General features: G+C 39.6%; 14 protein-coding genes. 7 read left to right on the plus strand and 7 right to left on the minus strand.

The window, feature by feature from the left end; translation table 11 throughout:
* The first annotated feature begins 12 nt into the window (after window positions 1-12).
* From GZH82_RS01005 to GZH82_RS01020, 4 genes are all read left to right on the plus strand, one after another.
* The gene (locus GZH82_RS01005; RefSeq protein WP_162680918.1) at window positions 13-1,053 is read left to right on the plus strand and encodes a Gfo/Idh/MocA family protein; all 1,041 of its coding nucleotides are present in this window, start codon (window positions 13-15) and stop codon (window positions 1,051-1,053) included.
* A 15-nt stretch (window positions 1,054-1,068) separates the two neighbouring features.
* Window positions 1,069-2,037 carry a sugar phosphate isomerase/epimerase family protein gene (locus GZH82_RS01010; RefSeq protein ID WP_162680919.1) on the plus strand — a complete coding sequence of 323 codons (969 nt, stop codon included), beginning with the start codon at window positions 1,069-1,071 and terminating at the stop codon, window positions 2,035-2,037.
* 46 nt (window positions 2,038-2,083) lie between these two features.
* Window positions 2,084-3,730, plus strand: a complete 1,647-nt coding sequence (locus tag GZH82_RS01015; RefSeq protein ID WP_203232864.1) for a glycoside hydrolase family 13 protein — start codon at window positions 2,084-2,086, stop codon at window positions 3,728-3,730.
* Window positions 3,731-3,877: 147 nt separating this feature from the next.
* Window positions 3,878-4,252, plus strand: coding sequence for a hypothetical protein (locus GZH82_RS01020; protein WP_162682967.1), 375 nt, complete (start codon window positions 3,878-3,880; stop codon window positions 4,250-4,252).
* Window positions 4,253-4,302: 50 nt separating this feature from the next.
* Here the strand turns inward: GZH82_RS01020 and GZH82_RS01025 are convergent, their stop codons facing one another.
* The 6 genes from GZH82_RS01025 to GZH82_RS01050 all read right to left on the minus strand — a co-directional run bounded on the left by GZH82_RS01025 (window position 4,303) and on the right by GZH82_RS01050 (window position 11,256).
* On the minus strand, window positions 4,303-5,142 hold the full coding sequence (locus GZH82_RS01025) for a sugar ABC transporter permease (protein WP_162680921.1): 840 nt from the start codon (window positions 5,140-5,142) through the stop codon (window positions 4,303-4,305).
* Between the two features lies 1 nt (window position 5,143).
* Window positions 5,144-6,412, minus strand: coding sequence for a sugar ABC transporter permease (locus tag GZH82_RS01030; RefSeq protein ID WP_162680922.1), 1,269 nt, complete (start codon window positions 6,410-6,412; stop codon window positions 5,144-5,146).
* Between the two features lie 14 nt (window positions 6,413-6,426).
* Window positions 6,427-7,686 (minus strand): extracellular solute-binding protein, encoded by a 1,260-nt coding sequence (locus GZH82_RS01035; protein WP_162680923.1) that lies wholly within the window; start codon window positions 7,684-7,686, stop codon window positions 6,427-6,429.
* Between the two features lie 12 nt (window positions 7,687-7,698).
* Window positions 7,699-8,796 (minus strand): ABC transporter ATP-binding protein, encoded by a 1,098-nt coding sequence (locus GZH82_RS01040; RefSeq protein WP_162680924.1) that lies wholly within the window; start codon window positions 8,794-8,796, stop codon window positions 7,699-7,701.
* 793 nt (window positions 8,797-9,589) lie between these two features.
* Window positions 9,590-10,750, minus strand: coding sequence for a cation:proton antiporter (locus GZH82_RS01045; protein WP_238989606.1), 1,161 nt, complete (start codon window positions 10,748-10,750; stop codon window positions 9,590-9,592).
* A gap of 20 nt (window positions 10,751-10,770) precedes the next feature.
* Window positions 10,771-11,256: a cation:proton antiporter regulatory subunit gene (locus GZH82_RS01050; protein WP_162680926.1), complete on the minus strand. Its 486-nt coding sequence runs from the start codon at window positions 11,254-11,256 to the stop codon at window positions 10,771-10,773.
* Between the two features lie 149 nt (window positions 11,257-11,405).
* On the opposite strand from GZH82_RS01050, the gene GZH82_RS01055 reads away from it, so the two are divergent.
* The 3 genes from GZH82_RS01055 (at window position 11,406) to GZH82_RS01065 (ending at window position 14,170) form a co-directional block, all read left to right on the plus strand.
* Window positions 11,406-11,849 (plus strand): (4Fe-4S)-binding protein, encoded by a 444-nt coding sequence (locus GZH82_RS01055; RefSeq protein ID WP_162680927.1) that lies wholly within the window; start codon window positions 11,406-11,408, stop codon window positions 11,847-11,849.
* Between the two features lie 15 nt (window positions 11,850-11,864).
* The gene (locus GZH82_RS01060) at window positions 11,865-12,755 is read left to right on the plus strand and encodes a VOC family protein (RefSeq protein ID WP_162680928.1); all 891 of its coding nucleotides are present in this window, start codon (window positions 11,865-11,867) and stop codon (window positions 12,753-12,755) included.
* Window positions 12,756-12,979: 224 nt separating this feature from the next.
* Entirely contained in the window at window positions 12,980-14,170 is a 1,191-nt protein-coding gene (locus GZH82_RS01065; RefSeq protein ID WP_162680929.1) for an MFS transporter, read from the plus strand.
* Between the two features lie 871 nt (window positions 14,171-15,041).
* Here the strand turns inward: GZH82_RS01065 and GZH82_RS01070 are convergent.
* On the minus strand, window positions 15,042-19,607 hold the full coding sequence (locus GZH82_RS01070) for an endo-alpha-N-acetylgalactosaminidase family protein (RefSeq protein ID WP_162680930.1): 4,566 nt from the start codon (window positions 19,605-19,607) through the stop codon (window positions 15,042-15,044).
* Between the last annotated feature and the right edge of the window lie 9 nt (window positions 19,608-19,616).

Below are 19,616 nucleotides of genomic sequence, written 5' to 3' on the forward strand. Positions count from 1 at the left end.
GGAGACATCACGATGAAACCATTGAAAATAGGTGTGATTGGCACTGGAGGTATTGCTAGAGATCGACATATTCCACTCATTCAGCAACATGAACGTGCAGTACTTACGGGTGTATATGATGTGAATGGAGCACTCGCGCGAGAAGTTGCGACACAATTTGAGATAGATTACGTTGCACCCACATTAGAAGCATTGTTAGCACAAGTAGAAGCAGTGATTATTTGTACGCCAAATACGTTTCATGCTGACTTGACGATTGCTGCGCTCGATGCAGGTGTACATGTGCTATGTGAAAAACCAATGGCGATGACGACTGCAGAATGTGATGCGATGATTGCAGCTGCACAACGCAATGCGCGCATATTAACGATTGCATACCATTACCGTTTTACGGATGTAGCACAAGCAGCAAAACAAGCCGTCGAGCAGGGTGCGGTCGGTGTGCCGGTAGTCTCCCGTGTGCAAGCGTTGCGTCGTCGAAAAGTGCCTGGATGGGGCGTGTTTACTAATAAAGCATTGCAAGGTGGCGGTTGTTTAATCGACTATGGTTGTCACGTGCTCGACCTCGTGTTGTGGCTGTTAAATGACATACAACCTACAGAAGTTTTAGGACGTACATACAATGCTTTAAGTCGTCAGCCGCAGCAATTGAATGATTGGGGGACATTTGACCATAAGACTTTTGATGTGGAAGACCATGCGTCAAGTTATGTGACATTTGAAAATGATGCGAGTATGCAATTTGAATGCTCTTGGGCAGCCAATATTCATAATGACATGTTAGATGTGAGCATTTCAGGTGATACGGGTGGATTACAATTATTCCCATTTGAAGTATATGCATCAAGACCAGACGGTTACCATATTTTGGAACAGGATGTCAGCTTAAATGAAGATGTTGCCGCATCCCGTCAGATGGATCATTTCATTCGCAGTTGCTTTGGAGAGGTAGAACCATTAGTCAAACCTGAAGAGGCAAGACGTGTGACACAATTGATTGATGCGATTTATCAAAGTGATAGAGAACGACAAAGTATCGCAATAAAAAGATAGGAAGGTGTGTTCAATATGAAATTAGGTGTATTTTCAGTATTATTTTATGATCGTGATTTTGACCAGATGTTAGATGATGTTGCTGCAGCAGGCCTCGATATGATTGAAGTCGGTACAGGGGGCAATCCAGGGAATAAGTTTTGTGACCTTGATGCACTGCTAGCAGATGAAAATGAGCGACAAACATTTATGGACAAAATTCAACAACGCGGACTAGAGATTAGTGCTTTCAGTTGCCATAACAATCCTATTTCTCCGGATGCAGCAGAAGCTAAAGAAGCAGATGAAACGTTGCGCAAAACCATTCAACTCGCGGCGTTACTTGGTGTCCCTGTCGTTAATACTTTCTCAGGTATTGCAGGTTCTGATGACAGTGCGAAATATCCAAACTGGCCGGTAACGCCTTGGCCAACAGCTTATTCTGAAATTTATGATTATCAATGGAATCAAAAACTCATTCCGTATTGGCAAGATTTAGCAGCATTTGCGAAAGCACACGATGTCAAAATTGCGATAGAACTGCATGCTGGTTTTCTCGTACATACGCCATACACACTTTTGAAACTACGAGAAGCAACGAATGAATATATCGGTGCGAACTTAGACCCGAGTCATTTATGGTGGCAAGGTATTGATCCTATTGCAGCGATCCGCATTTTAGGTCAAGCGAATGCGATTCATCATTTCCATGCGAAAGACACATACATTAACCAAGACAACGTGAATATGTATGGTTTAACAGATATGCAGCCGTATCAACAAGTTGCAACACGTGCTTGGACATTCCGTACAGTCGGTTATGGTCATAGTCCTTATGAATGGGGCGAGATGATCAGCCAATTAAGAATTCATGGCTACGATGATGTGCTCAGTATTGAACATGAAGATCCGATTATGTCAGTAGAAGAAGGGTTTCATAAAGCTGTAGAAAATTTAAAATCAGTCAATGTTTACGATCAAGCACCCAATATGTGGTGGGCATAGTGAGCACAAATTGGGAAGTGAAGGAGGTCTCAAAATGAGCGAAACAATAGCCAGACAATGGTGGAAGGAAGCGGTGGCGTACCAAGTATATCCCCGCAGTTTTAATGATTCGAATGGGGATGGAATAGGTGACTTAAGAGGCCTCATTGAAAAGCTAGATTATTTACAAGAACTCGGTATTGATGTCATTTGGTTAAGTCCGATGTTTCCATCACCGAATGCGGATAATGGTTATGATATTAGTGATTATCAAGCAATTAGTGAAACGTACGGGACGATGGCAGATTTTGATGAATTGCTTGAAAAAGTTCATGTACGCGGTATGAGATTGATTTTAGATCTTGTAGTCAATCATACATCTGATGAGCATCCGTGGTTTATCGAGTCTAAGCAAAGTCGTAACAACCCAAAACGTGATTGGTACATTTGGTGTGATCCAGCAACGGATGGGTCTGAACCGAATAATTGGGAGAGCATTTTTAACGGCTCGACTTGGAAATATGACGAGACAACGGATCAATACTATTTCCATTTATTTAGTGAGAAGCAACCGGATTTGAACTGGGAAAACCCAGCAGTTCGCGATGAAGTGTATAACATGATGAATTGGTGGTTTGATAAAGGGATTGACGGTTTTCGTGTCGATGCCATTACACATATTAAAAAATCATTTGAAGCGGGTCACCTTCCTGTACAAGAAGGCCAACAGTATGCACCTGCATTTGATGTGGCCATGAATCAACCAGGTATTTTAACGTGGTTACGTGAAATGAAGGCCAAATCACTGTCGCAATATGACATTATGACAGTCGGTGAAGCAAACGGTGTAAACCCAGATGATGCTGAAAACTGGGTCGGTAGTGACAAAGGTGTTTTTAACATGATTTTCCAATTTGAACATCTTGGGTTATGGGATAATATGGCATCACGACTGGATATTAAAGCGTACAAACAAGTACTCAATCGCTGGCAAAAGCAGTTGGAAAACATTGGGTGGAATGCGCTGTTTATTGAAAATCACGACCAACCGCGACGTGTGTCGACTTGGGGAGATGATCAACAATATTGGTATGCTTCAGCGACTAGTCATGCGCTTGTCTACTTTTTACAACAAGGTACGCCATTTATCTATCAAGGACAAGAAATAGGGATGACAAACTATCCGTTTACATCTATTGAACAATTCGATGATGTGTCCGTTAAAAATGAATACCGTATTGTGCAAGAAGCGGGCGGCAATGTTGACGCATTACTTGAAAAATTGAGAATGGACAGTCGTGATAACTCAAGAACACCAATGCAGTGGAATACGAGTGATCATGCAGGTTTTACGACAGGTACACCGTGGTTTCCAGTGAATCCAAACTATGTGGATATCAACGTAACACAACAAGAACAGGATCCGAAGTCGATTTTGAACTTTTATAAAGACCTCATTCGGTTGAAGAAATCAGATGATATTTATACGTATGGGCAATTTGATTTGGTCGATGCTGATAATGATCAGTTGTTTGCTTATACACGATGTTTGAAAGGTCGCACTGTAGTGGTTATTGGCAATTTATCGGAGGAAGTCGCAAGTTTGAATACAGATTTGAAGTTGAATGAAGGAGAAGTGCTACTCCATAATCATGGAGGCGCGGTGGACTTTAATGCCATTCGTCCTTATGAAGCATGTGTCGTTGCACTTTAATATTAGCATTTGATTGAGGCTGGGAAAGTGAATTTCCTGGCCTTTTTTCATACACTCTCGCTAAGCAAGTTTAAATAAGATTAATCGGTGTTAAGTATATATTGTGAATCTTCTTTATGGGGGCGTAATTTTAATGAGGTGATGATGTTGTTAAAAGATAAAGAAAGTTTTAGACTGCTATACCAAGCCATCAGTGAAATAGCAGATCGACTTGGAGATAACCAGTTAGAGACGGTTTCTGTAAGCTTATTGTTACTTGATTTTGATTTTGAACATGAAACTTTCGATAAACTCTATTTAGCATTATTGAAGTATTTGGATAAAGTGAATTCAGATCATATGAATCATAAGGAAATTTTAGATTTGATAGATCACACGATTCCAGAAGATAGAGAAATGAGCCTTTTTGTGAAAAATAAATTGATTATTGGTTTTGCTCATACGTACTTCCCGAAATTACAAGAGTTAGCAAATGAGATTAAGTCAGATATGGCAACTTCAATGGTGAAAAATCTTGAATGATGTTAAAAAAACAAGCAGAGTATACGCGCTCTGCCTGTTTTTGTAAATGTTTAGCCTTTTGTTGCCCCAGCTGTTAAACCTGAAACTAAAAACTTTTGTAAGAATAGGAACACGATTGAGATAGGTAATGCAATCATAATCGCCCCAGCTGCAAAGACTGTGAAATTGTTGGCATATTGATGGTTAATAAAGTTAAACAATCCGACTGCCAACGTATATTTTTCAGGGCTACGTAAGAGGATCTTCGGTAAGATGAAGTCCATGAAAGGCCCCATGAAATTAAATAATGCAACGACTGCTAAAATCGGTTTTGCGAGTGGTAACATAATTTGAAAGAAAATACGCATATGACTCGCACCGTCAATTTTAGCCGATTCGTCAAGTTCTTTCGGTATGGTGTCGAAATAACCTTTAACTAGGAAGGCATTCATCGGAATAGAACCACCGATGTACACTAATGTTAAGCCGAGTAAAGAATCGAGCAGACCGATAGTATTGAGCAAGATATAAATCGCCACCATCGCCATGAGTACAGGGAACATTTGTAAGATAAGAAAGGTGATTAAACCGTATTTTCGTCCTACAAAACGATATCTAGAAAATGCATAAGATGTCAGTGTGACAAAAATCACGCTAAATAATGCATTAGCTGAAGCGACGAGTAAAGTGTTTTTATACCAAGTTAAATATTGGCTATTTTCATCTGTCAGTAAATAAATATAATTGGCAAAGGTCGCGTTGTCTGGAATCATTTTGGCGCCATAAAGTGTTGTGCCCGGATTGAGCGAGATGCCGAACGTCCAAAGCAGTGGGTATAAAATGATGACAAACATGAACGCAATAAAGCCATAGATACCGATTGCTTTCCAAACTTTTTTATTTTGGTTCATACTAAATCCCTCCCTCGTCCTTGAATGTGCTTGTACGTCTGAATTGTAAAAATGCGATAATCGCGACGATAAAGCCGATAATGAGTGATACAACGGCACCCATATTAAAATTGTTGAATTCGAAAGTTAAGCTGTAAACCCAAGAAATCAGGATGTCTGTGCTACCTGCATTTTGTCCTGGTACAGGCGGTCCCCCTTCATTAAAGAGGTAAATTAAGTTGAAGTTATTAAAGTTTCCAGCATATTGCATAATAAGTAATGGCGCTGTCGCAAATAAGACGTGTGGCAATGTAATGTGACGGAATTTTTGCCAACTTGATGCCCCATCGATGTCTGCTGCCTCATACCAGTCTGGCGAAATACTTTGTAATACACCTGTGAAAAGGGCGAAAACAAATGGGAAGCCGAGCCATGTTTGAATTGCGATTAAAGCGACTTTTGTCCAAAACGGATCATTCAACCAAGCAGGTGCAACACCTAATAATGGTTGCAAAATGGTATTGTTAATCGCACCAAATTCATCATTAAATAATGCTGCAAAAATTAAGATTGTGACGAATGCCGGAACAGCCCACGGTAAAATTAATACTGTACGAATGAAGCGTTTGAATTTCACGAGTGGGTGGTTCACAATAATGGCTAAAAAGAGTCCTAATGCAATTTGTAATGTCGTTGCGACAAGAGTCCACACAATCGTCCAAGTGATGACGCTAAAAAATGTATGGCGCCAAATGTCGATAGTGAATAAAGTTTTAAAGTTTTCAAGACCGACCCATTCTAATGTGTGACGCGGGGGTGCATTGTATAAGTTGTAATTCGTGAATGCGACCGCACCCATAAACAATAATGGGAAGACAACAATAAAGACGAGTAAAAACATGCCTGGTGAAATTAACAAGTATGGAAATGTTTTGTCCCACGCTGCAATACGACGTGCTTTCGAGTCTTTAATTTCTTCACCACGATTAAAGCGTTCAGCTGTGCGATAAGCGTCGGTGATGTTCACAATATAAAGCGTTAACGCAAAAGCGATGAGTAATACTGAAATAATCCCTTGTGCTAATAACACGCGTGAATCATCTAATTTAGGGATAGTTCCGAGTGTGAAGAGCCCCCAAAAGCCAATGTTGAAAAATTGATAGAATACAGAAATAAAGCTGATGAAAAAGATGATGCAACAGAGCCCTTTGACAAATTGACGATTATAGCATTGTCCGAGGCCTGGAATGATGGATAGTATTGCCGCTAATTTAGCATTTCGTTGATTCATAGGGCGACTCCTTTCTATTCGTTATCGTTCGGTTGCAAAATTTTGATATTTTGTTGAATGTCTCGGTTAGCATCTTCTAATGCTTGCTTTGGATCTTGGCCTTCTGAAATGAACGTACTTGCATTTGCCATTGGTGTCCACACTTGTCTCATTTCAGGAATATTTGGCATCGGTTCAGCATTTCTCGCTTGTTCTTCAAAAGCCTTTAAGTTTGGATTAGACGATTTCACATCGAGACGACCTGTAATTTCATTGCGTTCATCTGTATATTTTTGAAGTGTATCCTGACTTGTTAAATACAACATCAAATCTTTAGCCCAATATTTAGATGCGCTATATTCAGATAAATACCAACCACGCACGCCGAGATAAGGTCTCATCTTCATCCCATTATCAGAAGGCAACGTTGTTACACCGAGGTCATCACCCAATGTTTGTTGAAATTCTGTAAGGTTCCACGGCCCTGTCACAAACTGGCCGACTTGTCCATCTTTGAATAAACCAATCATAATGTTATGTGTAGCCGCTTTAGGTAAGTAACCTTTCTCGTACCATTTTTGTAGTCGTTTACCGTTTTTAATGACTTGTGGATCATTAATGCCAGTTTGGTGAACATCATACTGGTCGCCATTTTTCTTAAATACGTAATTATTGCTGTTAAACATGAATGGATAGTTAAAATACGGATCACGGCCATCAAATAAAAAGCCGTATTGATGGTCATCAGGCTTATTAATACGGTCGGCATTCGCTTCGACTTCTTGAATCGTCTTAGGTGCCGTTTTGACATACTTCTTGTTATAGAGTAATGCTGTTGACTCAACAATAGACGGTAAAGCGAGTTGTTTATTGTCATAATTGAGTGCGCGTAATGCTTGTTTGTTAAAGCCCTCCAATTGTTTATCCGTAAAGTCCAGTTCGGCAGCAAGCCCTTGCAAATATGCACTACCTGTATTGTCATGCGCGAGGAAAAAGAGGTCAGGTCCTTTACCAGCTGGCGCATCCAAGGATAAATTTTCTAACTGATCATTTTGTGCGACATTAACGAGACGAACTGGAATGCCTGTCTTTTTCGTATAGGCAGCAGTAATTTTTTTGTAAAAGGCCATTTGCGCATCACCATCGACCCACATAGTGAGTTGCTCCGGTTTTTCTTTCGTATTATCACGATTCAATGCTGCTTCTATGTCTTTTTGTGAACGGTTAGGACCACAAGCCGTTAAGACGACAAGCACGGTGATGAGTAAGAGTGCTGCTTTTAACATCTTGTTCATGTGAATCCCCCCTTATACGATGCGATTTCCATTAGCTGGATTAAAGAAGTGACATTTGTTCATATCAAAAGCGAGTGTAAGTGTTTCACCTGCTGACACTTTTGTCCGTGCGTCGAGTTTAGCGATGATTTCATGCTGTTCAAATTGTGTGTGCACCATAATTTCAGAACCTAATAATTCAGAGACAATGACTTTAGATGCGAAAGCTGTTTCTGGTGACGCTTGAATAAAAATAGGTTCTTCATGAATGTCTTCAGGACGGATACCTAATGTGACAGTTTGATTTTCAAAGCCTTTTTCTTTTAACTTTTCGAATTTTTTGTGCGCTAATTTAAATCGTTTTGTGCCGATTTGAATCCCTTGAGCAGTGACTGTCACATCAATCATATTCATGGCAGGTGAGCCGATAAATTGTGCGACGAAAATATTGTCAGGTGCATCGTAAATTTCACGTGGTGTACCGATTTGCATAATATGCCCATCTTTTAATACGACGATACGTGTGGCCATTGTTAAAGCTTCAGTCTGATCATGTGTGACATAAATCGTTGTTGTGTTCAGACGATGATGTAGTTTTAAAATTTCTGTGCGCATTTGAACACGTAATTTGGCATCTAGATTTGATAACGGCTCGTCCATTAAAAAGACTTTGGCATCTCGCACAATCGCACGACCCAATGCGACACGTTGACGTTGCCCACCAGAAAGTGCTTTCGGTTTACGGTTCAAATAATCTGTAAGTCCTAAAATCTCTGCTGCTTCTTTGACACGTTTGTCGATTTCAGCTTTGTCGAATTTACGCAGTTTGAGGCCGAATGCCATATTTTCATAAACCGTCATGTGCGGATAAAGTGCATAGTTTTGAAACACCATCGCAATGTCACGGTTTTTAGGTTCAACATCATTCATACGTTGTCCATCAATATAAAAATCTCCCCCTGTAATGGATTCAAGTCCCGCAATCATACGTAATGTTGTTGATTTACCGCAACCAGATGGCCCAACAAAGACGATGAACTCCTTATCAGAAATATCTAGATTGAAATCTTTAACGACTGTGTTGTTGTTATCGTAAACCTTTTTGATATGTGACAATTTTAACTCAGGCATAGCTATACCCCCTGTGAAGATTAAATTTTGTAATCGTTTACAAATAGTTTATAATTCCGTTCTGTTCCTGTCAATTTAAATTTGAAAACGATTACATTTTAAAGTGGAAATGTATGGATGATTAAAGAAAAGTCCGTGTGAAGTTTTTAATGAAAGAAGGGCGATGAAATAGAAAGCGCATGTGACGATTAAAAAAAGAGGAGGGGAATAAAGTGATATGAGCCACCATACTAACACTTTGACACAAATTGAAAAAAGCTAGGACAGCGCGTTATCCTAGCTATTCTTGCCTATGATAAGTGGAAATCAGATTAGTGAAATCTAAAATCAATTGAGGTTAATGGGGTCAAAAAAACTAATGCTTTAGATCCTTTTCAGTCCAAAAATTTGCCCTCATTCATTCACTGTCTTTGAAATTTAATTGCTAAAATGGGCGAGATTCCTGGGAAAGCATGATAAAGTCAAAATATTGTCATCTAACTTTAAAAGTGGCTACTGTTTAATGCAGTAGCTGTCTGACTTCGCAATGCTCCGGCTTTTGAGAAGTCTAGTCAGCCTTGCGGGGGCAGTACTACGAAATTTTTGTTGCACATAAGATTTCTGTACTGCTCCCAAAATCTGCCAACGCTTCCTTTACACATGTAACAGTAAAATTAGAGCGTTGGTGAGTTGAAGGGGCAGCCTAGGAACGCGAGCTCATGATAGCAATTGTTGAAATTTAGAAAGGGACGCGGGTCATTTTATTAAAATATATCATGTAAGACAATCAAACTTTTTAAAGCATATGACAGATTTACGCACTACCTGGAAGGGATGCTTTTTTCTGCTTTTTAAATACACGTTTTGCAATTTTCGGTGCGAATTGGAACAGTGTCACACCGATAATGGCAGAGATAAGGATGAATATCCCGCTTAATGTTTTAATTTGTGTCGAGGCAAATCCTGCGATAATCATTGAAAATTCACCGCGCTGTGTGAAGGACAATCCCGCTCGTAATGCAGGGACGTTGTTGAGCCCAAATTGTTTGCCACCCACATAGCCGACAATGAGTTTTGATAAGACCGACCAGACGACAAGGACGATTAAAACGTTGACCATTGAAATACCCGCAGTGAGTTCAATCGACAACCCAAAGTTAATAAAGAAAATCGGCATTAAGAGGTCACGTAAGTTGCGCACAGTTTGTTGTAACATCGATGTTTTGCGTATTTCAGCTAACATCATTCCGGCCAAAAAGGCACCGAATACTTCTGATAGGCCGAGCTGAATCGCAATACCGGCATAAGTTAAGCTAATTCCGACCATAAATAAAATAAAGAAATCTTCGTTGACATATTTTTCGACAAAAGTCCCAAGCTTTCTGAAAATAAATTGTCCGATGAGAATCGCCCCAGCGAGCAATACGATAATTTTAACGAGTACGAGTGACAAACCGCTTGCTGTTAATGCTTGACTCATGAACAGACTAGCAATGATGGTCACGAGTAATGGAGAAACAATATCTTCAAAAACGAGTAAGCCTAAGATGAAGTTAGAATCTTTTGTTGTCATTCGATTGTTTTTCTCCAGGAGTTTAACGGTAATCGATGAACTTGTTGCATAAACGACGCCGCCTAATAATAAAGCAATCTCAATAGGTTGTTTCATGAAAAGGAGTAAAGCAACAGTCACGCCGAATGATAAGAAGAGGTCTAATAATCCAGCTTTGTAAATATTTAATGCGAGTTTTTTGAGTTGATTGACAGGGAATTCCATACCGAGCATGAAAAACATCAACACAATACCTACTTCTGCAGCAAACGCTAATATTTCAGAATGGCTCACAAAGAACGCGAGCCCGATACCGATAAGTAAAAAGATAATAATATCAGGTGCTTTAATTCGATTGGCAAGGTAAGCGCTAATAAAAAGCAGTGAAATTAAGAGCCCGCTCAGTAGTAGGACTTCAGACATGTTAGAAAAGTCCATAAGCGCTATCCTTGTGGTCGACAAGCGGCTTCGAATTCTGAAACTGCATCGTTATACCCAATGACGAGTAAGATATCCCCTTCATGTATCAGTTCGCTTGAATCAGGTTTTGGAATGATGTCTGAACCACGACTAATGCCGACGATGTTCACGCCATTTGGCACACGGTGTTCAGCTTGTTCAATATTAATGCCTTTTAATGGAGAAAGTTGGCCCACCTTAATCCAGTCCACGAGCATTTGTTTACGCAATAATGTAAAACGTTCGAAAGCTTGCTTTTCCATTGTGTCATGGTTAACGTCCATGAGCTTTAATGCAATTTCGCGTGCTTCACTTTCATTTAATCCAATATTTGCGATGACATCTTCATCATCGTCAGTAATGTAAATTTCTCGTTTACCATTATAATGTAAAATCACGTGCACAATTTCGTTGTTAGCGGTAGTGAGACTGTACTTTGTCCCTACGCCAGGAATGATTTGTCCTTCCATGTTAAAGCCTCCTTGTTGAAAAAGGTTGTTTACTTTACTCTTTCGGGTCATTAGTAGTATAATATTTATACTGATATCATTAGATTATAGACGTTAATGTATTAATAGTCAAACTCATCTATTACAGTATTGAGAATGGAGTGGGGAACATGGCAAAGCAGTATACGGGCGAAAAAATTAATGTTTATTTCGAGTCTAAACGCTGCGTGCATGCAACGGAATGTGTACGTGGTTTAGGTGAAGTGTTTGATGTGGAGAAAAGACCCTGGGTACAACCCGATAACGCATCAGTAGAGGACGTCATCAAGGTGGTTGAACGATGTCCGAGTGGTGCGTTAACATATGAACTCCCATCAAACGAACAAGAAACGCATGCTGAAACGAGAGTCGCGTATGGGGACGACGGTGAGATTTTTATTTATGGGGACTTTGACTTAGTACACAACGGTGAAGTGATGCATTTAAATCGCGCCATCTTAACGAGTGACGAATCGAATACGGACAATCCACCATTTTATAGTAAAAGTTTCAGCGAACAAGGTGACAAAGAGCAGTATTACAAACCAATTCAAGATGAACAATTCGAAAAATAGAAGGAGGCAGAGAGTATGGAACCAATTAAACATATCCATCATATCTCAGCAATTGTAGGACATCCTAAAGAAAACAAAGACTTTTATGAAAAAGTGCTTAACTTACGTTTAGTTAAAAAAACAGTGAACTTTGACGATCCAGGTACGTATCATTTATATTTCTCAAATGATAATGTAGATCCAGGTACAATTATGACTTTCTTCCCATGGGTGAACGCTTATGACGGTCGAGTTGGTAGTGGTCAAGTGGGCCGTATCGCATTCAGAATTCCTAAAAACTCTAAAGACTACTGGATTCAACGTTTAAACGATAACAATGTTGAAACGACAGAAACAGAACTTTTTCGTCGTCCAACAATCGAGTTTGAAGATATTCATGGTCTTGACCTCGCATTAGTTGAAAGTGACGAAGAAAGTGACACAAACAAAATTCTTGGTTTCCACGGTTCTGTATTATTATCATTACGTCCTGTAGAAACTTTAAAAGAACTTGTGGATGATTTAGGTTTAACAGAACTTGAACACGATCCAGACTACTTCCACTTTGAAACAGCGGGTGAGTTGAAACATCATATCATCATCCCTAAAACACCACTTCCAGAAGGTCGTTGGGGTGTCGGTACAGTACACCATATCGCATGGTCTGTAGATAATGATGAACAACATCTTGCATGGCAAAAATATTTAATGTCACAAGGTTATCACGTGACAGAAGTGAAAGATCGTAACTACTTCAAAGCGATTTACACTAAAGAACGTGGTCACATTATTTTTGAAATTGCGACAATTCCTCCAGGTTTTGATCGTGACGAACCAAAAGATCAATTAGGTCAAAAAATGATGTTACCACCTCAATATGAAAGTCAAAGAGAACAATTATTAGCGAACCTTCCTGAATTAGACTAGTTGAAGGCGAGCAGTATATTGAAATCAATATAAAAGCCAATGAAAATCAACGTACGTTATGATTTTTGTTGGCTTTTTACTATGCGCTCAAAGTCATTTACTTTCCAATCGTATAAAAATAGAATAATAAATTTTACTAAATCAAATTTTAATTTTTACACTTTTGACAAAATTCGAGGGCTGTGGGATAAATAGTATAAGGTTTTAGCGAGGAGAGAAACACCATGAGTATTAAAACAGCGAGCTTGCTCTTATTCAATAGCGTCTCATCTGTAGGTTCGCGCATATTTAGTTTCGCGTGCGCATTTTACATATTACAACATACGGACAGTACAGCGAGTTTTACCCTTTATTTAACAGCAATTGTCATTTCTACACTTGTGACGGCACCATTGCTAGGCCTCTTTGCTGGTCGCTATCATAATAAAATGATGGTCATAATTTTAAAATTGCTCAATGTGATTTTTCTATTTGTATTCACTATCGTATTTGACATGTTCTTTAACTACATCATCATTTTAGGCATTATGCTCAATATGACCGATGCGACTATCCGAATGTTCATCGATGCCAACGTCAATCATATTATCAAAATAGACGTTGAGCGTTATACATCATTAACGTTAACAATTAAAACGGCGATTCATTTTCTAGCACCGATGATGGGTGGTATCATGATTGCTTTCTTTAACATCGAAACTTTAGCACTGCTCAACCTTATCACAGAAGGCCTGGCGCTCCTCTTTGTCTTAAACTTGCCATTAGATAAAGAAGTGAAATTTGAAAATAAGCATATGAAGGAAAGTTTGCGAGAAGGTTATCGTTATTTAAAACAGCAGAAATCGTTGAAACATTTCTTCATCATCATGGTGGCCTTGTACTTTTTAGCCACTATCTTTTCAATTGGTATGCCGATCGCAGCAGTGCAATTCATGCAATTGTCAGCACTACAATATGGTGTAGTTGTTTCTGGCTTTACAGTCGGGATGTTAGCTGTTTCTGTATGGCTAACACTGAATCCTGAAAAGGACAATTTGAAGTCGACTTATCAACGTGCCATGTTATTACAATGCGTCACAGTGTTGATTTTAGGCATCATGGTGGCATTTCAAATGAATGCAGTGGTTGCAATGCTGTTTTTGTTCATATTGAATGGCTTGATGGGCTTATCTCAACCATTAGCAACGATACCGACATCAACATACTTGCAAGAGGCTATTGAAGATAAGTATCAAGGGCATGTCATGACATTCAAACAGATACTACTGGACATGTCATCCCCGGTGGCATTGTTGCTTTTCGGAGTCGCGTTGAATCATCATCAGGCTGTCGTTTATTTGATTGTTGCGGTATTGATAATGGCACTCTATATCTATTTTAGTTTCATTATGAAAAAAGGTTTTCGATTTGAATAGAAGCGGAACAAGTTGATACATTTACTATGTCTATATTTGGGATTGCTGAACCGTGCTGTGCTTCTCCTTACTTTTTTAATAATAATCTGTTAACTTAATGGCTAACAAAACAAAAATTGGTAGCTATATGTTAAGATACAATTAACAATTTGCTATCATTAATAAACGGTAGGTGTTCAATATTGAAAAAAAGCAAAAAAACGAAAAATTTTTTGACACAGAAAATAAATTTAACTTTTTTTGTCTATTCCTGATTTCTTTGTAACTATATTAAAAATTATAAAAAGCTTCTTTATATGAAAAATCAGATCTGAAGTTACAGATCTGATTTTTATAATAATTTATTTTCGGCGTGTACTTCCAGATAACGGAAGAACCCATCCAATTAAAAAGCGTAATAAAGGACCCATCCCATTCATTCCTTCCTCTTCTAATTATTATCTTCTCCAAGAACGAGTTACAAATTGAACACCAGCCCAAAGCCACTTTGCAAGACCAATCATACAAGTTTCCCCTCCTTACAATATTATAATTAACATGGTTTTCCAAAATATAAAACACTTTAATACATTGAAACAAAATTATCATATAAAGATAGTTATTGAGTATAAAATTACAATAGTGCTTATTAAAAAAATAAAAAGTCGAAACCAAATTTAATATATGATTTCGACTTTTAATCTGAAATTAGAGAATATAATTGGAATTACTCAAAATGTTACATCTACAACTCAATATTAAGAAAACAATTTTACGTTTCCTGAGTGATGTAACTCACCAATGCTTCAAAAAGATGACGCATTATAATATGGGCATTGGTGAGTTGGAGGTTAAGCATCCTTTCCTACATAATCAAATTGTGTCGTGCATTCTATTTCTCTTTACGTTGGCGTCTGAATCCGAATGCTGTTAAGACTGCGCCAACCATCATCGCCATTAAAGCCCCACGTGTATTTTGAGTCATATCCCCAGTTTTTGGTAATTCAGTCAAATGGTCATCTGGTAATGATTGTGCTGCGACATTTTCAACTTGTACGGGTGCTTGTTCTGTTGGTGCATTGTCCATACCGTGTTGCATTGGTGCTGCCGTTGGATGCATAGGTGGCAACACTTGGTTCGTTGGTGTTGTAGTGATAGGATTTGACGCGCCTTCATCCCCCGTCGTTGCTTCAGGTAGTGTAACAGTTGGCGCATCTGTTCCATTTGTTGTCATGACGCCTTTGACTTCTGTATTGTCTGTCGTTGCACTGACATTCACATCAGTGGTATCGCTATTATTGTCTGGTGCATTGCTTGGATTGGCGTTACTGTCATCTGTTCCATTCATTGGTGCGCTATCACCGTTTTCTTGAGTGGTATCAGGCTTTGGTGCTTCAACTTCACGGATAGAAAGGTTGTCTAGAATGAAATCTTTCGTCCCTTCGAAGTTGATTTGATTGCCTTCTTTCACACCTCTTGGATCATTTGGTGTTTTCGTTGAGTAAATACCAATCCAAGTTTGACCGTTTTCATCACCTGTCACTTTAAATGTCACGCGTTTTGCTTTGCCGCCATCGACTGTGTTTTTCAATGGTGTCTGCTCAAAGTTACGATTTTTTGAAATGTCTCCGCTTCCTGTGGCAAAGGCATACGTATCGTCAGAACCCGCTTCATAATCAAATGACACTTCATATGTTTTTCCAGGCTCGAAGTAGAAGTTTTGCGGAACCGTTTGGATAACCATTTTATCTTTACCTGTTTGACCGTTTACCTTAAGCGACCATTTGCCATCAATGACATCATCGACACGTTTATTGTTCCAACCGCGTTGTGTATACGGTGCATTTTTTTCAGATAAGTGAACACGATTATCTTCAACGCCTTCAACTTCTGACACGACGAATGGGAATAACCCTTGTGGTACATTTTCAAAGTCTTGGTTAAATGTGCCGTTTTGAAGGAGATTCGCGTTACTTTCTAACACACGAATATCATCGAAATAAGTGGCACCTTCACCTGGGTCACGTTGAATCGTAAAATCTGCTTTGCCGTCTTCCGGTGCAACGAAGTACACGTACATGTTTTGGAAGTAACTACCGCCATTTTTAAACGTCGCAGCATTGTTATTATGTGCATCTGCTTTCACATAGTTTTTCGCGATCGATTGACCCGTTTCGTTACTTGCGAGCGTTTCACCATGATGTGTCACTGCAATGTGCGCCGCTGCGTTACTACGGTTATCGACGCCAACATAGACAGCGTAACGTTGACCCGGTACTAAACCTGTCAATTGTTGCGTTAATTTCGTTGTTTTTGTTGGACTATCGATTTTTAGCATTTCATTCGATGTTGTAGACTTTTCGATGCTCACTTTATCTTGATTGCCCTCGATTGTCCAAGGTGTGAGTTGTTGTGAGTTAAAGCCGGCATCTTTCACGTGCATGTCTTCGCTCCAGTTCACATCTGTGTTGTCTGGTTGTGCGACTTTATAAATGACATATGGTGTGTCTGCTTTGATGTTATCGAGTGTCACTTGATGGTCCTTCACTGCTACTGTACGTGGTGACTTACGACCTGTTTCGGTTAATTCGTAAAGCACGACTTGGTCTGTATCCCATGATTCAGGTAGTGTCCAAGTAGTTGAACCGCCATTTTTATTCCAGTGATACAATTTTTCGTTATCGCCAGTTAATGGTTGGCCGTTTGAATCCCAATCCCATGGCAATAAATAGGAATCACCATCGAGTACAGTGCGACCGTTCAACTCCATTGTACGTGAGCGGTAATTATCAATGTCGTTTTGATAGTCGTTAGATTTGCGTTTAACAGTGACTTTATCACCGGCCTCATTTTGTAAATCAACTTGCATTTCTGGTGTCCAGTCAATCGTTTGACCATTGGCAGTCATTTTAACAGGGTCACCATCGACGATACGCATCACTTTATAATGCTGTAAAAACTTCGTCGGTAAGTCGACGTTGAAAATGTTTTTAATATAAGCCGAATAATCGTTTCGACCTTGCCAACCTTCAAAGTCTTTCATATCATAGCCGCCAAGAAGTGGGAAGTCGGCTGCACCTGAATATTTTGGATAGTGACCCACCCATGAATCTTTTTGATGGTTACGCAAAAAGCGTGCCACTTCTGAATTAATCCCTTTATTTTGATACGTACCATAAGTTAAATCCGCTGCCCAGTGTTGGAATGTTGAGTCATATTCCATACCGTGACCCCATTCAACGCCGACGCGCCAACCTAAGTCATTGATTTCTTTCGCTAATTGGTGTGATGGCCAAGCACTGTTATCACCAGATTGTCCGTTACCCCATACATCGACGTAAATAAAGTCGAGATCATCACCGACAATTCGTTTAAGTGCTTCGAAACGTGCTTTACGTCCGTGTGTTAAGTCATAGTCGGCATCGATGTTAAAGCCTTGATCGAGCCAGTTCCAACCATACATATAAGTGCCATCTTCATTTTTTCTTAAAAGGTCAGGATCAAACGCTTTAGATTCTGGATATGTTTCAGAAGCGTTAATGTGGAGACCGAAACGTGCCCCATAATTTGCGCCTTTTTGAAGTAACGTTTTAAAGTCTTTAACGCCCCCCATACGTTGACCGATATTGTCATAATCTAAATGGCTAGAGTCGTGTCCTTCACTGTTATAGCCTTTTAATAAAATCGATTGTCCTAAACCATCTGTGTTGAGATAGAATTTTTTCACACCATCTAACGTTTTTAAAAATGGATTTTGCGCTTGAGAACCAAAGTTCATCGCGATACGGTACCCAACAAGGTCAGGTACTTCTTCTGCACCATATGGATTGTTCATAATGCTACGGTAAGCAATCGCACCATCTTGCCAGTTGATTTCGCCATCTTTGTTTTCATCTTCCGCAATCGCTATTTTCACATGTGGTAATAGTCCTTGATCTTTCGCATCTGGATGTTCAGCGTCTTTTTGGATAAACCAAGGCATTGAACCTAAACCGACAGCCACACCGTTATCTGTTTCTGTAGACTGGGCATTGACACGTAAAAAGTCTTGATCACCACCAAAGCCGATTTGTGCGTTACTCCATAACCCTGCGCTGTAGTCATCATTTGATACGAAACCATACATCATAAAGTCATTAAAATTATTTTTGAAATTCTCATCAATGTTATACGACTTATCGCCACTTTGCATCGTATTTGTAGACATTTTCGTTGTTTGTAGTTTGGCATTTTTTTGTTGATTATTCACTGATACGAGCGATTGACTCACAAAGCCAAAGTTGCGAATGACGTTTTGTGGATCTGTGTTGTTGTTCGTGTAATCTGTCATTTGTAAATCGACGGTCTGACCTTCAACTGATAAACGGAATTTGAAATTGGCATCAATCGAACGTGAATCATTTTGTGCTGTTAAGTCATATTCAGCCGTATGATCATCAATTTTGTTGTATTTGACCGTTGGCGTAATCACTTCACCGTTGACGATGATTTGACGTGCATCAGTCACTTGCGCATCGACTTTTTTACCATTTTTCAACGTGTAATATTTAACAGCAGGAAAACTTTTATCAATCGTTGCTGTCATCTCTTTTGACGTCAACGTATCGACGGCATCATCTTGTTGCGTGGCTGCTGCACGAGTCATCGTTTTGTTCGGATCAGCTGTCTTGGCGTTGTCACGTGGTGGTGTCGCAACAGTTGCTTTGTCAGCTGTGTTGGCATCTTCAGGTTGGTCTTGTGCAGGAGATGACGGCTGTGCGTTACTGTCGACACTTTTTATTGTGACATCAGTCGTTGCTTTGTCAGCTTGTTGTGCGTAAGGTGTCGGTGCCGTTGACTTATTCGTGTGTTGTTCTTGTTTTGTTGAAGCAGCACCCACATTTTTAGGTTGCACTTCAGTTGATGCGTTTTGTTGTGGTGTTGCATCCTCAACTGTTGCTTGTTGTTGCACTTCTTGAGATGCTTCTGACTGAGGAGGTTGTTGCGCTTGTGGTGTATTGTCAGCAGTCGGTGCTGTCTGAGTATCTTCTTTCTTTGCTACAGTTGCAGATTCTGGATGCGTTGTATCATCATTGGCTTTTGGCGCGTCTGTAACAGGAGGTGCGGTTGTTGAATCTGCTGTTTGAGTTTGATTGATATCTGATGTGTCTTTGGGTGCTGTTTGGTCCGCTTTAGGTTGCGTTTGTTCTTGAGGTGATGTCGTTTGATCTGTTTGTTGTGTTGTCTCTTTAGTTGTCGTTGAAGCATTCGTGTCTGCGTTAGGTTGTGTGACGTCGGTTGGCGAAGTATGAGAAGAAGTTGTTTCTGCTTGATTTGTCTCTGTTTTTGCAGGTGTATTGTTTTCAGTTGCAGATGCAGTTGCGTCATGTGTTATAAATAATGTCACGCCTAATAATACTGATGAAGTTCCAATTGCATATTTCCGGATACCATAGTGTTGTTTCTGTTGATTAAACATTTGTCTATG

The sequence above is a fragment of the Staphylococcus sp. MI 10-1553 genome (assembly GCF_010365305.1).
Lineage (GTDB): Bacteria > Bacillota > Bacilli > Staphylococcales > Staphylococcaceae > Staphylococcus.

What these genes read in the sequence shown, in the direction of transcription:
- GZH82_RS01005 (WP_162680918.1), top strand. Translation starts at nt 13, where the DNA reads ATGAAACCATTGAAAATAGGTGTGATTGGCACTGGAGGTATTGCTAGA.
- GZH82_RS01010 (WP_162680919.1), top strand. Translation starts at nt 1,069, where the DNA reads ATGAAATTAGGTGTATTTTCAGTATTATTTTATGATCGTGATTTTGAC.
- GZH82_RS01025 (WP_162680921.1), bottom strand. Translation starts at nt 5,142, where the DNA reads ATGAACCAAAATAAAAAAGTTTGGAAAGCAATCGGTATCTATGGCTTT.
- GZH82_RS01030 (WP_162680922.1), bottom strand. Translation starts at nt 6,412, where the DNA reads ATGAATCAACGAAATGCTAAATTAGCGGCAATACTATCCATCATTCCA.
- GZH82_RS01035 (WP_162680923.1), bottom strand. Translation starts at nt 7,686, where the DNA reads ATGAACAAGATGTTAAAAGCAGCACTCTTACTCATCACCGTGCTTGTC.
- GZH82_RS01040 (WP_162680924.1), bottom strand. Translation starts at nt 8,796, where the DNA reads ATGCCTGAGTTAAAATTGTCACATATCAAAAAGGTTTACGATAACAAC.
- GZH82_RS01045 (WP_238989606.1), bottom strand. Translation starts at nt 10,750, where the DNA reads ATGTCTGAAGTCCTACTACTGAGCGGGCTCTTAATTTCACTGCTTTTT.
- GZH82_RS01050 (WP_162680926.1), bottom strand. Translation starts at nt 11,256, where the DNA reads ATGGAAGGACAAATCATTCCTGGCGTAGGGACAAAGTACAGTCTCACT.
- GZH82_RS01055 (WP_162680927.1), top strand. Translation starts at nt 11,406, where the DNA reads ATGGCAAAGCAGTATACGGGCGAAAAAATTAATGTTTATTTCGAGTCT.
- GZH82_RS01060 (WP_162680928.1), top strand. Translation starts at nt 11,865, where the DNA reads ATGGAACCAATTAAACATATCCATCATATCTCAGCAATTGTAGGACAT.
- GZH82_RS01065 (WP_162680929.1), top strand. Translation starts at nt 12,980, where the DNA reads ATGAGTATTAAAACAGCGAGCTTGCTCTTATTCAATAGCGTCTCATCT.
- GZH82_RS01070 (WP_162680930.1), bottom strand. Translation starts at nt 19,607, where the DNA reads ATGTTTAATCAACAGAAACAACACTATGGTATCCGGAAATATGCAATT.